Origin of the sequence: Desulfovibrio inopinatus DSM 10711 (assembly GCF_000429305.1) — a bacterium.
GTDB classification, from domain to species: domain Bacteria; phylum Desulfobacterota; class Desulfovibrionia; order Desulfovibrionales; family Desulfovibrionaceae; genus Alteridesulfovibrio; species Alteridesulfovibrio inopinatus.
In genome coordinates this window covers 1-12,044 of record NZ_AUBP01000025.1, presented here as the reverse complement: position 1 = coordinate 12,044, position 12,044 = coordinate 1, and the positions used below count along the sequence as shown (strand labels likewise).

General features: G+C 43.9%; 13 protein-coding genes. 6 read left to right on the top strand and 7 right to left on the bottom strand.

Annotation, left to right across the window (positions count from 1 at the left end; genetic code table 11):
• Nucleotides 1-44 precede the first annotated feature (44 nt).
• Nucleotides 45-200: a hypothetical protein gene (locus tag G451_RS34170; protein WP_156921662.1), complete on the bottom strand. Its 156-nt coding sequence runs from the start codon at nucleotides 198-200 to the stop codon at nucleotides 45-47.
• Between the two features lie 109 nt (nucleotides 201-309).
• Nucleotides 310-1,194: a LysR family transcriptional regulator gene (locus G451_RS0114630; protein WP_034642414.1), complete on the bottom strand. Its 885-nt coding sequence runs from the start codon at nucleotides 1,192-1,194 to the stop codon at nucleotides 310-312.
• Nucleotides 1,195-1,330: 136 nt separating this feature from the next.
• Here G451_RS0114630 and G451_RS0114625 point away from each other — a divergent pair, with 136 nt between their 5' ends.
• Complete coding sequence (locus G451_RS0114625) at nucleotides 1,331-2,179, top strand: DUF169 domain-containing protein (RefSeq protein ID WP_027184840.1); 849 nt, start codon at nucleotides 1,331-1,333, stop codon at nucleotides 2,177-2,179.
• Between the two features lie 166 nt (nucleotides 2,180-2,345).
• On the opposite strand, the gene G451_RS0114620 is transcribed toward G451_RS0114625, so the two are convergent.
• Nucleotides 2,346-3,533 (bottom strand): hypothetical protein, encoded by a 1,188-nt coding sequence (locus G451_RS0114620; RefSeq protein ID WP_027184839.1) that lies wholly within the window; start codon nucleotides 3,531-3,533, stop codon nucleotides 2,346-2,348.
• A 125-nt stretch (nucleotides 3,534-3,658) separates the two neighbouring features.
• Here G451_RS0114620 and relB point away from each other — a divergent pair, with 125 nt between their 5' ends.
• Entirely contained in the window at nucleotides 3,659-3,865 is a 207-nt protein-coding gene (relB, locus tag G451_RS0114615; RefSeq protein WP_027184838.1) for a type II toxin-antitoxin system RelB family antitoxin, read from the top strand.
• A 131-nt stretch (nucleotides 3,866-3,996) separates the two neighbouring features.
• Here relB and G451_RS0114610 read toward each other — a convergent pair whose 3' ends face one another.
• Nucleotides 3,997-4,629, bottom strand: coding sequence for a TetR/AcrR family transcriptional regulator (locus G451_RS0114610; protein ID WP_027184837.1), 633 nt, complete (start codon nucleotides 4,627-4,629; stop codon nucleotides 3,997-3,999).
• 46 nt (nucleotides 4,630-4,675) lie between these two features.
• Nucleotides 4,676-5,740 (bottom strand): C45 family autoproteolytic acyltransferase/hydrolase, encoded by a 1,065-nt coding sequence (locus G451_RS0114605; protein WP_027184836.1) that lies wholly within the window; start codon nucleotides 5,738-5,740, stop codon nucleotides 4,676-4,678.
• A 384-nt stretch (nucleotides 5,741-6,124) separates the two neighbouring features.
• Here G451_RS0114605 and G451_RS0114600 point away from each other — a divergent pair, with 384 nt between their 5' ends.
• Nucleotides 6,125-6,424 carry a DUF4242 domain-containing protein gene (locus G451_RS0114600; RefSeq protein WP_027184835.1) on the top strand — a complete coding sequence of 100 codons (300 nt, stop codon included), beginning with the start codon at nucleotides 6,125-6,127 and terminating at the stop codon, nucleotides 6,422-6,424.
• A gap of 23 nt (nucleotides 6,425-6,447) precedes the next feature.
• The gene (locus G451_RS0114595; protein WP_027184834.1) at nucleotides 6,448-7,059 is read left to right on the top strand and encodes a Crp/Fnr family transcriptional regulator; all 612 of its coding nucleotides are present in this window, start codon (nucleotides 6,448-6,450) and stop codon (nucleotides 7,057-7,059) included.
• A 68-nt stretch (nucleotides 7,060-7,127) separates the two neighbouring features.
• On the opposite strand, the gene G451_RS0114590 is transcribed toward G451_RS0114595, so the two are convergent.
• Both G451_RS0114590 and G451_RS0114585 read right to left on the bottom strand, forming a co-directional pair.
• The gene (locus tag G451_RS0114590; RefSeq protein ID WP_027184833.1) at nucleotides 7,128-7,520 is read right to left on the bottom strand and encodes a response regulator; all 393 of its coding nucleotides are present in this window, start codon (nucleotides 7,518-7,520) and stop codon (nucleotides 7,128-7,130) included.
• A 2-nt stretch (nucleotides 7,521-7,522) separates the two neighbouring features.
• Nucleotides 7,523-9,304 carry a PocR ligand-binding domain-containing protein gene (locus G451_RS0114585; protein WP_051261532.1) on the bottom strand — a complete coding sequence of 594 codons (1,782 nt, stop codon included), beginning with the start codon at nucleotides 9,302-9,304 and terminating at the stop codon, nucleotides 7,523-7,525.
• A 534-nt stretch (nucleotides 9,305-9,838) separates the two neighbouring features.
• On the opposite strand from G451_RS0114585, the gene G451_RS32905 reads away from it, so the two are divergent.
• Together G451_RS32905 and G451_RS32900 are read left to right on the top strand one after the other, a co-directional pair.
• Nucleotides 9,839-10,909, top strand: a complete 1,071-nt coding sequence (locus G451_RS32905; protein ID WP_156921660.1) for a PAS domain-containing protein — start codon at nucleotides 9,839-9,841, stop codon at nucleotides 10,907-10,909.
• Nucleotides 10,894-11,820 (top strand): response regulator, encoded by a 927-nt coding sequence (locus tag G451_RS32900; protein ID WP_027184830.1) that lies wholly within the window; start codon nucleotides 10,894-10,896, stop codon nucleotides 11,818-11,820. The genes G451_RS32905 and G451_RS32900 overlap by 16 nt, the downstream gene beginning before the upstream one ends.
• Nucleotides 11,821-12,044 lie beyond the last annotated feature (224 nt).

Below are 12,044 nucleotides of genomic sequence, written 5' to 3'. Positions count from 1 at the left end.
TCTTTGGGACATGAGACGATTATCAGAAGGGATTGTCTTTTCGATTAAGGAATAGTGTATCCTCCATCCAGAACGAGAGCATGACCAATGACAAAGCTCAATGCGGAATTGCTCAACCATATGACAGTCTCTTCATTAATATCAGCTATTGCAACAGAGGCTCCCGCGCTTGCATAGGCCTGAATGGTAGCCAATCCCATGCCAGCCAAGTCCCAGTAACAAGAGTTGCTTTCCCTCTGAAAGCATATTGCATTGTATTTTCCTCTCTGTTGAGTTCAATAATTGCGTGACAATTTCTCCACGTAGCAATCACAAGGAGATACAGACGGAGAGCATGTGATCCACAAACAAGCGAACACGTTGAGGAAGTTGGTCGGAGCCCGTTACCAAATTCACGTCGTGCATGAATCCTCCGCTCCAGTCCGAGAGAAGACGCACCAGACGTCCAGCGTTCTCATCCGGGTCGACCAGTCCTTTACGGAGCATGGTAACACCATGCCCTGCCAGAGCGAAATCACGACACATTTCCACGGAGCTGAAGCTGTACTTGGGGTGGACTTCGACGATAACCTGTTGGTTACCGTTATGCATGGGCCATCGCCATCCGAACCGCTGAAGAACGATGCATGGAAGTTGGTTCAATTCATGGGGTTCACGAGGTAGAGGGTAGCGTTCGAAAAGTTTAGGCGAGGCATAGAGAAAAGGTTCAACGGTCAATAATTTCTTGGCGATAAGTGAGGGATCAAAGGAAGATCCGATAAGAAAGGCCACGTCGTAGGGAGCGATACGCATATCCACAGGATAGTCGACGAAAGCCAGATCCATTTGTATATCCGGCCATGTTGAGGCGAAATTGATCAACGCATCCTTGAACAGCCTATTGTAGACGTCCGAAAACATACAAATCCGGATCAACCCTGAGGGTTTCTGCATGTTCATAACCACAGAATCATACGTTTTTTGTACTTCCTCAAGAATGAAGCCACACCGATCCAATAAATACATACCGTTTTCAGTCGGCTCAACGTTTCGGGTGTCCCTATAAAAGAGGAGAACTCCCATTCGTTCTTCCAGCTGTTTTATGCGCCGAGATAAGGTTGATACACCTATTCCTAATGTATCCGCGGCCTTGGTGAAACTTTTTTGTTTTGCCACTTCGACCAATAACGGAACGTCATTGAGAAATTCATGCATTATTATGCTCATAAATGAAAAAGAGTTTTTTACTAAAGTTATTTATTTTGTTTGTGAGCATGGTATAAAAAGACTTGGAAGAACGAAATACGCCCGAACAGAGCGAATTTCGGGCGAGCAACCACAGGAGGAAGTTATGACAATACAATCCATACTCAATGATACCGCTACTTTTTTGGACCATCTCGGTTTGGGCGAGGAACCTTTCGGGGCTTACTATAGCGATAGCAAACCGGAAGACGCATATGGTCCGAAAGAGGGAACGCCCATCTCTCGTGAGTTAGAGGATCGGGGTGAAGTGGACATGCAGGAAGTCATGAAGACGTTTTCCTGTGTTATAGGCAACATTTGGTTAGCCCGGAAAAAAAATGGTGCAGCCTTCATTTCCGCTAAACAATATGGATGTCTGGGAGGTGTATACTACTGTTCGATGATGAAACCCCATCTTCGGTTTATCGAGCATTATGTGTCTACGGGATTTAAAGGGACACCTCTGCATGGTGAGCGATATATGCCTAGTCCTGATGCCATGCGTGAATTTATGTTGAAGGTGAATCCCCGTAAGGCTCCAGGCAAATATTGCATATTCAAACCATTGTCGCAGTTCTCAGATGCCGAACTGCCCGAATTCGTCATTTTCTTTGCTCGTCCAGAGGTGTTGACCGGCCTCTTTACCCAAACCGTCTTCACCACTGGTGATATGGAATGCGTTGTCTCTCCCTTTGGCGCAGGTTGTACCAACATCATCTCCTGGCCGCTGTATTACAAAGAACAGGGGTTGGAAAAAGCGGTCATTGGCGGTTTTGATCCTTCAGCCAGGAAATTCATGAAAACGGATGAACTGACATTCACAGTTTCCTTGAGCCTCTACGAAAAAATGTTGGCAGCCTTACCGGAATCAATGTTTAATCATGAAACCGATTGGAAGAGCGTACGCAAAAAAGTTGAACGAAGTGCCAAGGCGTGGGGAGAAGAGCAGGAGTAGGTCTTTTCTTCATAGAAGTGACCTTAAGCGAGTGTGCTGGGCTTTTGAAGCGGCATTCTATACGGAGAGCTCAATACGTGACGTTGCTTTGCAGAATTCAGCCAGGGGGGAGATCCCCTGGCTGAATTCCATTTCACATGGCTGAAAGCAGGCTTTGACAATATGATTAATTCGAATCCAAGAGCAGTATCAACACCGATCCTATAGTGGGGGGGCCGGTGCCTGAGTCAGGGAAACCCTGAAAAATATAGCATCCATACTTTCCCCCCTCAGGTTTCACACGGCAGGAATAGATACCGGACACAAGATCAGTGAAATGAAATGTTTTCTCTGCCGTGAGGTAATACCACTCTATAATATTGCCTTGAGGATCCCAGCAGTGGACGTAGCCATTCGAACTCTTCAGTGTGTCGCTGAGCGGAGTGAAGATGACATCGAAAGGGGCATCTCCAGCTTGGGCAGTAAACGAGAAATAGTCCACTGCATCGCGTTCGTCTTTTCGCCTGGTATAACCGACCGAACCCACGGTGGTGGGATGTGCGGTGTTGGCCTGTTCCAAGGTATCGTTCACTTCGGATTCGGTGACAGCCTGAGAGCAGGGTGATTCAAAGCTGGAAGTGATGGTGTAGGGCCCATATCGATTACCAAGTCCCAGGAAGAGCTGCACATAGAATGTACCAGGTGAGAGAGGATAGCGCAGGGTCTCGGTCGTGCTGCCTACGAGTTCGTAGGTGATGCGTTCGCCGTCGGCGTCGTAAAGATTCATATATGTGGCGTTGGCGTTCACCATTGTGGTAGCGGTCTGCAAAATGAGTTGCAAGACCGCGTCTGTAGCAACCTCAATTTTGTACCAGTCGCTCAGGTCCGTTTCATTTGCGGATCGTTTATAGCCGATGGAGCCACCAAAAGAAGAGGTTGTCACGTTGTTGGCTTGGACTTGGGTGTCGTTGACCTCACTCTCCGTGGCCGCACTGTTAGCCTGGTCATAATCCGCAACAACAGTGAAACTGCCGGGTGTATTTAATCCATTGTGGACATAGATCGTAAAGATCCCAGGAGCTACCGGAACGTATAGCTCTTTGGGGGATGACGAGACATAAGTAAAATCAATAGTTTGGTTCGCGGCATCTTTGAGAGCCAAGGTCGTATACTGACTCACGAGAGCGCTATCCACTGTGATGGTCAGAGTAAGCATGCCGTCGGCAGCAATAGGAGGCAGATCTTGACTTGCCGAATTGGGTTGCGGACCAGGAAGTGTGCTGTTGAACGTATCGATTTGGGCTGCAATACATGGCGGGATCAGACACAGAGCGAGCGTTAACACAAAGAGAAGAACACGAAAATTATGCACCATATACCTCCAAAGTTTGGATCAAACAATAAAATGGGGGAATATGAGCAACTGTTTTTTTTCTCCCTACATGCTTCCATAAGTATGACGCAAGAGGAAAATCATTGTATGAGGACTGCGATTTCCCTGTGGATTCATATGAACAACGTCTTGAAAATTTGGCCAAGAAAACAGGTCGAACCAAAACATTTTACGCCCGGGAAGCAATCCTCGCGCATCTCGAAGACCTTGAGGACTATTGTTTCGCGGCCGAATCGTATGCAGAGTTCTGGATAAATAATAAGGACTGCATTTCTGCCGAAGATGTGGTGAATCGCTTTGACCTGGGAGATTAAATTCATATCCAAAGCGGAAAAGTCGCTTTCAAAGATAGAGAAGACAACTGTCAATTTGTTCGTGAAGTGAGCCCGCCGTCCTGACAAGCAAATTTAAAGGATCAATTCAGGATATTTCCTCATTCAAAATTTTATTCTCCTCGATAGGCTTCAAGTCCGGCCATAGTGAACTTCACTACGTGCTCTGCTAGCTCTTCGAAATATTTTTCAAAAGGGGCATGGCTGGGGTTGATTTTGTTGATGAGAGACCTTCCGAGTACCCCGTAAAGAATTTGACCGGAAATGCTGTACTCACAGTCATCAATTGTTTGTTGTGAAATATTGGGACCTAAATGCTCTCGTAAAAGGGAGCAAAGAAATTCTCGCGGTGGTTTGAGGTGACGCTCGACCATCTCTTCAAAATATGGACTGGGATTCCCTGCTTCTTTTATGAAAAGTTGATACAATGCTCTATCCAGATCGTTCTGTATTGAATAGTACGCTCGGCAAAGAAATCGAATCATCATTTCGAGTTTAGTCTTGGCATCAAAGGATTTTTGGAGAGAATCGGGGATATCTTCCCTGAATTTTTCTGCTTCACGAAACATAAAATCCAAAGTTGCTTTGTAGAGTTCTTCCTTGCTGCCGAAGTAATAGACGATGGAATTTAAATTCTTTTCGCCTGCGCGTTTGACGATGCTGCGCACAGTTGTAGCCTGATAACCATGCGCAGCAAATTCGCTCACTGCCGCCAAAAGCAAATTCTCTTTGGTATTCTTGGGCATTCGACCTTCTAACCACATCTCTTAGAAGTTTTTCAACGTCGTTGTCCTACAAGCTGTATGGTATGTACGGAGTATTGCAAGGATTGCCAACGGCAACATGTATGACATGTTTGGATGGAACCATGATAATCGAAGCTGTAGTTGCCGATGGGGGAAAGTCCGATTTCGGGTCGACATGTGAACAAATTGCTTTGGGATAATTCTCGTGGTCAGACAAAAAGCGCATCATTGTCTCAGGAGTGATTTTGCCTCGTGCATCCTGTGTAAGTTGAAGCAATCGTTGATAACGAAGTGGCGAGTCTGGAACAAAGGGAAGAAAAATATCTTTGGTTCGGAATCTTTCTGAGAGGTAATGGTTGGAATGAACGAGGATATCGTTTTCCGGACGAAGGATTTCATGATCTCGGAGACCGAGTTCTACCCCCACCAATTCCCCATCTCCGTTCGCAAGGAGGAAACTCGCTAGGTTCTGTTCTGTTTCCCTGAATACTGACAATGCCGAATTGAAGTTTTTTTGGCGAGCAGCTTTGTTCATGACCATGCTGATAGGAACTGTGAGGTGGTCTGGATGATCAGTCCAGGATGCAGTTAGGGTCGCAGCAATGCCAAATGGAGACGCATTAAGATATTGCGAAAGTCCATATTCCCAGATTCCTCCCATGGAGAGCGTGAGTTGACGTACCCCATTCGGCCAAGTGATCTTTAAGAGCACCATGGGGAGGCCGGGATGCCAGTCAATATTCTGTCCAATAATGGTCTCACCCGTTTCTGTAGCACTTTTTGTGAGAGCAAACGAAGTGCACATTCCCTCTGATCTTCCGGAATAAAAAAGAACTTCAAGGAGAGTACGGATGGCAAAGAACGTTTCAAATTGCATCTCTGCACCATCTGCAAAACCACGAAGCACTTGCATAAAATCCGGATCGTAGTCGCTCGCCAAGGTCATATACTGACTGCTAATTTGGATCACGTTTTCGAGATTCAGTCCGAGAATGGCAGTGATGGCCTCCATTTCAATGCGTACAACGTTTGGCATGTCGTTTTTGAACGCCTTTCCCCAACCTACACCGATTTCATAGTAAGATCCCTTCAATTCAACAATATTCAACATGATGTGACCTCCTCCAACGGAACGTGGTTTGGTGAACATGTGTGAAAATGAATAGACTTCTGAGAACTTCAAAACAGTGGTGCTGATTAATACATATGTATTAATACAAATGTATTAGTGTCTCGTCAAGATTTTCAGTCAGATGATTTGATTGGAACTGGCGAGTCTTCACAATGTGTTATGGTAAGTTGTAAAGTGTTTAAAAGTTTTAAATTATTATGAGATTGGACATTCACAACTTGTGCGTGAGACGGGCGAAAGAAATTGATGAAGAGATCGTATAGGTCGTTTGTTTAAGATTGTGTGATCAACATCACAGAACCGCCTGCTGCCAAGTGCTATTTGGCATTCATCAAGCAATCTGACGAAGCAGGAGGAGACAACATGTTGAAAATGAAACTGTTCATTGATACGCACGATAAGGAAAATGGCACTTTTCCTGAAAAAATCAGCCAAGAGGATTTTTCAGGAGTCTATGAAAAGTATGCTGCGGCGTGTGCGCAAGAGGGTGTGGTGATCTTCAAAACTTTGGTGAACGCAAGCGATGGGAAAATGTATTGCCTCAATATGGCTCCCAGCGCTGAAGCAATTCGTAAAGCCCATGAGCACATTGGACTTTCATTCGATAGCATTCATGAAGTTGCGACGGCATCTCCCGAAGATATGCACTTTGAATGGAAATAACCATATAACGCGAGTCGCCTTTTATGGACGCAAGGAAAATTCGCCATCTTTTTTCTGCCCATGCAATTCAAATTGAGGGAAGAAAAACAGATATTTTGATCTCCAAAGGGGATAAAGTCTCGGGTGTTTTCCTCGTGACAGAAGGACGGTTACGTGTTTTTGCCATGAATTCTGAAGGAAAGCAGGCAACGCTGTATCGGCTGAAGCCACAAGAGCTGTGCCTGCTTTCTCTCAACAGCACATTCACGGGAGGAAACTATCCTGCTTGGGTATATGTTGAATCTGATGTCGCCACCGTCTTGGCGATGCCAGGCGAGACTTTTAGAAAGCTCTTTGCTGAAGAGCCAGATGTTCAAGAGGTTCTCTTATCGAGCTTAACGACTTCGATATCAAGTTTGCTGCTGCAATTGGATGAGCTGCTGCTTTCAAGTCTTGGTGAGCGAGTATTGAGCTTCTTGAAAAACAACTGGGATAGCGAGGGGAAAATTACTCTTACTCATCAAGAATTAGCGGATCATCTGGGAGCAACCCGAGAGGCGATATCTCGGGAGCTTGCCATTTTGCGGAACCAGGGAATAATTGACTGCGGACGAGGCGTCGTGCGACTGTGTGGCCATGCTGAACTTCAACCGTAGCTGAAGGGGACGTGCGTCTCGTTGAGCGAGTTTGGCTACGCCAATCGCCTCATGCTGCGAGCAAATCTCTAGACCGCTTTTGAGGTCGCAGAATTTTCAATCATATTTTTGATTTCAGTGATAATGCTTTCATAATCCGATAAGGGTTTCAAAAAAACAGATTTCGAAACACTCGGTGTCGAAGCGAGATGGGATGAGAGTTGGAATATGGGAGAGCCCGTGTAGATTATAAACAGCAACGCTTGCCATTGTTTTTTGGCGCTTTGAATAAACTCCGTTCCGTTCATGCCTGGTAATCTGAGATCAACGACGACGAGATCAATGTTTTCTTTCTCAAGCACCTTGAAAGCTTCTTCTGCGCTTATAGCCTGAAAGACAAGAAAACCTTCGTCTTCGAGGTTCATAGCAAGGCTTTCCCGGACATGATGATCGTCGTCAAGAACCAGAATGGAGTATGACATATTTATAACTCTTCAGTTGTTATTATGGGGAGCCGTATCGAAAAACGAGTCCACTTCCCTTGTGCAGAGTCAACCGTCATCGTTCCATTATGCTGATCATTTATTATAAAATATGAAACAGACAAGCCAAGCCCCGTTCCTTTGCCTGTAGGTTTTGTCGTGAAAAAAGGGTCGAGTACGCGTTTCATGGTCGTCTCATCCATACCCGGTCCGTTGTCTTCAACTTCAACCAAAACCATATCATCGTCTTGCTTGACCCTGAGTATTATGCAGGGGGAGGCATGGGAATAATGTTTATCAGCCATGGCTTCAGAGGCGTTCTTAAGTAAATTTAAAAAAACCTGCTTAATTTCGTTTCCTTCGCAATATACCGCTGGTGTATCTGCTGTATATTCACGAATTATTTTTATTTTCCCAAAATCGTATCGCTTTTTGAAATCATAGTCGATGACGAGCAACTCAAGAGTATCATCTAAGAGCTGTTCAAGATTATAGCGACCATATTTTTTTTCGCTTTTCCGGCTGAAACTGAGCATATTATTGATGATAGTCGCAGCACGCTCACCTGATTCTTGTATGCCGTCGAGCATCTTCAGAATGTCACGGTTCTCTATATATTGCCGTATGTTGTCCAGAGAGATACCGCATTCCTCGGCAACAACTTCATTTTTATTGAGTGATCCGAAAATTCGTCGCCTAATGTTATGCGTATACCCCAGAATTGCGGCTAACGGATTGTTGATCTCATGAGCCATTCCTGCAGCTAATCCACCAATTGACATCATTTTTTCAGATTGAATCATCATTTGTTCAAGATTGACGCGTTCTGTTATGTCATCGATCCGAATGACTGCTCCTTCAACACCGTTTGCTATGAGAGGATACACAGTGATGTCTTCATGGTGTGTCTTCCCATCGCTATGAAAACGACGTTTTAAATCAAATTGTTTTTCTCGTGTTTCTATTGCCCTGGTGATGGACTGCATAATCCCCGAGAGTGAGGGGAGAAGGGTTTCTATTTCTGCGTTGATGGCCTTCTGTTGTGGGATACCTGTTAATTGCTCCGCACGGTTATTCCATTGTGTTACGTTGCCGGCAGGATCAACGCCAATGATGGCTGAAGGCATGGAGTTGATAATATTTGATAGATAATTTTGCAGTTTAACAAGCTCTATTTCTGTTCGCTTACGGTGCTCAAGCTCCATTTGACGTTCCATATTTCTTGAAGCTAAATTTGAGAGAAATTTTGACATGGCAATATTGTGTCTCAGAATCTCCTGAACTTTCTCTCGTTTGAAGCGAGGGACGCTTCGTACAGCGTCTAAGTATTCTTTTTTATCAAAACTATATTGGTCTGCTTGTTTGGAGAAGAACTCCAAATCAACGGGTTCATCATCATAAAAAAATTGGCCAAGAAAATAGGTCGCAATATGCTGATCAAAACAAAAAATGGGAACTCCAATATCCCATAGACCGTTTGCACACTTGTACGCATGTGGCTCGCCTGCTTGGATTTTATTCAAGATAAACGTATCACTTTTTATACAAAGAGCATTTGTCTTAGGATGCGCACGGTGAAAATGTGTACAGATGCGCTGCCATCCAGCTCCAGCATAAATTTCACCAGTATCAACCCCAATAATACCAGACGGCATTCCCGTGGCTGCATAATTGACTTCGACTAAATTTTGTAGCTCTTCAACATTAATCAAATCTGAAAAATTATATTTTTTTCTAACAATATCAGAGGGAATATGTGCTTTAGGCCCAAGAGAGTCAGACATTATGAGATTCCTTCTTATAGACGGAGAATAAAGACTATGACTACACCGCGTAACCTCCATATTGGGATTTTACTGTAAAAACGAGTTCAAGTGCAACTAGGAAATGTTTCTAGGCTTTCTCAATGAGATGAGTCATAAATTGGTAGGAGCATTACCAAGGAATTTATTTCCGAGCATTTTGATTTTCTAAAAGGAGCACTCAACCATTTGGTGTATCAATGCTTTGCAAGCATACACAGTTTTTGTCCATAATATAGTATTGAACGTGGAGGCCTGAGATTTCATTGATTTTGAAGGATTTTTATAACCGTAAACATCGGTTATAATGCATTGAAATCGATGATCAAATTTGAATATGCTTCCTTGTGAGGTGCTTTAGTCGGCCTTGAAAGCATCCAAATAAACTTCACCAGGCAAAGGGTAAGACTCTCTTGTTTGTAAAAAATATAAGCGAAAGAAGGAAATCGTTCCATGGATTGTGCCAAGCGAAAAATCGAATTTTCTGAAGGCCATTAGCATCGCTCGGTTGTGGTGGTGGAGCGAACCCAAAAGTTAAATGAAATCCATAGTCGGCTACGTGCTAATTTTGATGCTATTCCAGGCCATGTTTATGTCATTGATGATGTATTTCGAGTTGTTGATGTTGGAGATAAATTTCTCAGATCAATAGGGCGAACACGAGAGAGTGTTATTGGCAAACGTTGTTATGATGTTTTCCACAATTCTTCGTCTATTTGTGACTTTTGCCATTTACAAGATGCAGTCAATATGCAGTCTATGAGCTCTCGTGCTTCATCGCCGAAAGAGGAAAAATTTTTTGGGATGCCGTTCATGTTGTATTCATCTCCTGTTCATAACGTAGCAGATGAGTATATAGGTATTATTGTATGCATGATGTATGCTAGGGAGATTCGTGCAATAGAAACTGAACTTCTCCATGCCAAGCAGCTTGCGGAGCATGCAAATCAGGCCAAAAGCGAATTTCTAGCAAAAATGAGCCATGAGCTTCGAACTCCGCTGAATTCTATTTTGGGAATGGCAGCTTTCACATTGCAAACACATCTTGATACGGAACAACAAAGTAACATTGATGCTATCTCCTATGCTGGGCAGATTCTGTTAAATCTTGTGAATGACTTGCTTGATGTTTCAAAAATAGAAGCTGAAAAACTTGAAATAGAGCCTGAACATTTCTCTCTATCTGTGCTACTTGATTCCATTATAAAGACATTTGAAACGCTCACACGGGATAAAAATATAAAATTGGAACTCATTCAAACGGATGATGTTCAAGAGTGGTACTTCGGTGATCAGATGCGAATTCGGCAAGTTGTAGTAAATTTAATCAGTAACGCTGTAAAATTTACTCATAATGGTTTCATTACGGTCTCTATTGCCGTTGATCATACACAGCAGACTAAGTATCCTTTTGGAGTCGTTACGTTCGAAGTTGTAGATACAGGTCAAGGCATTGAAGCTGATAAACTCGATGCTATTTTTGAACCATTCCACCAGGCTAGTCAGAACGCAGGAATACGTGTTGCGGGAACAGGGCTCGGGCTCGCTATCTGCCGTCACTCGTTGAGCTTATGGAAGGAGAATTAATAGTCGAAAGCACCTTGGGAAAAGGAAGTACTTTTTCCTTTTGGCTCCCACTTGAACCCGGTGATGCAGAGCAAGCTTCACCAACGAAAGCTCCGAATGTGATTTTGGATGGAATTGTGGAGCCGGCACAACCTGTTCGTTTGCTTCTTGCTGAAGATAATCCCATGAATGTTCGTTTGTTGGAGACGATGGCCAAAAAATTGGGGCACAGCCTGACCGTAGTGGAAAATGGGATACTTGTCATTGAAGCTCTGCGTGAGCAGGACTTTGATGTTGTTCTTATGGATATGGACATGCTAGAAATGGATGGATTTCAAGCCACAAAATTGATTCGATCCGGTAAAAGTGGTGTGCGCTCTCCATCAATTCTAATCATTGCTTTGACTGCTCACGCTTTAGCAGATGTTCGAAAAGCGTGTTTTGAAGCTGGAGTTGATGCGTTTGTGACAAAACCTATTGATTTCTCGCAACTGCTTGGGGCCATTGGAAGATTGACGACAACAAATCAGGAAATAGTCCCTAAAGCTCACGCGAGTGATATTCCTTCTTCTCATAGGAAGAGAGAAGAGAAGTCAATCCTACGGGTTGATATTGCTCTTCAACTTGTTGAGAATGATGAAAATTTGCTCAGAGAGCTGTGTAGGATATTTCTCGCTGAGTTCGACGAGACAGCACAAAATATTGAGAAAAAATATCTTCAGGATGATCGACGTGGATTAGCCCAGTTACTGCACTCCATGAGAAATAGTTGTGGTGCAGTAGGGGCGGCACATTGTCACGATTTGGCTCTGAAGTTAGAGGTGGCATTGGTGGAAGAAAAGGACGTTAATTTAGCAGAGACGATTGCTGAACGTTTGGAAGCGTTCAATGAGGCTCGGGACGCGGTACTTTCTTATCTTAAAGAAAAGTAAGCTTCTCGTTGGAAGGGATAGGTTGGAAAAAGTTCTAAAATAAACATATAAAATAGACTATTAAGAATTTATTTCAACTTTTTCAAAAAAAGTGATTGACGTTGGCGCGTCATTCCCATAGACATCCACCTCCCGACGCGAACGGGGGCCGGTTTTGCCGGCTTCGCCAAGCGGCTGAAAAAAAGTTTTCAGAAAGTGCTTGACGAAGGGGAGACGAAGACGTA

Coding starts and splice junctions, on each gene's coding strand:
- G451_RS0114595 (WP_027184834.1), top strand. CDS start 6,448: ATGGACGCAAGGAAAATTCGCCATCTTTTTTCTGCCCATGCAATTCAA.
- G451_RS0114620 (WP_027184839.1), bottom strand. CDS start 3,533: ATGGTGCATAATTTTCGTGTTCTTCTCTTTGTGTTAACGCTCGCTCTG.
- G451_RS0114630 (WP_034642414.1), bottom strand. CDS start 1,194: ATGCATGAATTTCTCAATGACGTTCCGTTATTGGTCGAAGTGGCAAAA.
- G451_RS0114585 (WP_051261532.1), bottom strand. CDS start 9,304: ATGTCTGACTCTCTTGGGCCTAAAGCACATATTCCCTCTGATATTGTT.
- G451_RS34170 (WP_156921662.1), bottom strand. CDS start 200: ATGGGATTGGCTACCATTCAGGCCTATGCAAGCGCGGGAGCCTCTGTT.
- G451_RS0114610 (WP_027184837.1), bottom strand. CDS start 4,629: ATGCCCAAGAATACCAAAGAGAATTTGCTTTTGGCGGCAGTGAGCGAA.
- G451_RS32900 (WP_027184830.1), top strand. CDS start 10,894: ATGGAAGGAGAATTAATAGTCGAAAGCACCTTGGGAAAAGGAAGTACT.
- G451_RS0114605 (WP_027184836.1), bottom strand. CDS start 5,740: ATGTTGAATATTGTTGAATTGAAGGGATCTTACTATGAAATCGGTGTA.
- G451_RS0114625 (WP_027184840.1), top strand. CDS start 1,331: ATGACAATACAATCCATACTCAATGATACCGCTACTTTTTTGGACCAT.
- G451_RS0114590 (WP_027184833.1), bottom strand. CDS start 7,520: ATGTCATACTCCATTCTGGTTCTTGACGACGATCATCATGTCCGGGAA.
- G451_RS0114600 (WP_027184835.1), top strand. CDS start 6,125: ATGTTGAAAATGAAACTGTTCATTGATACGCACGATAAGGAAAATGGC.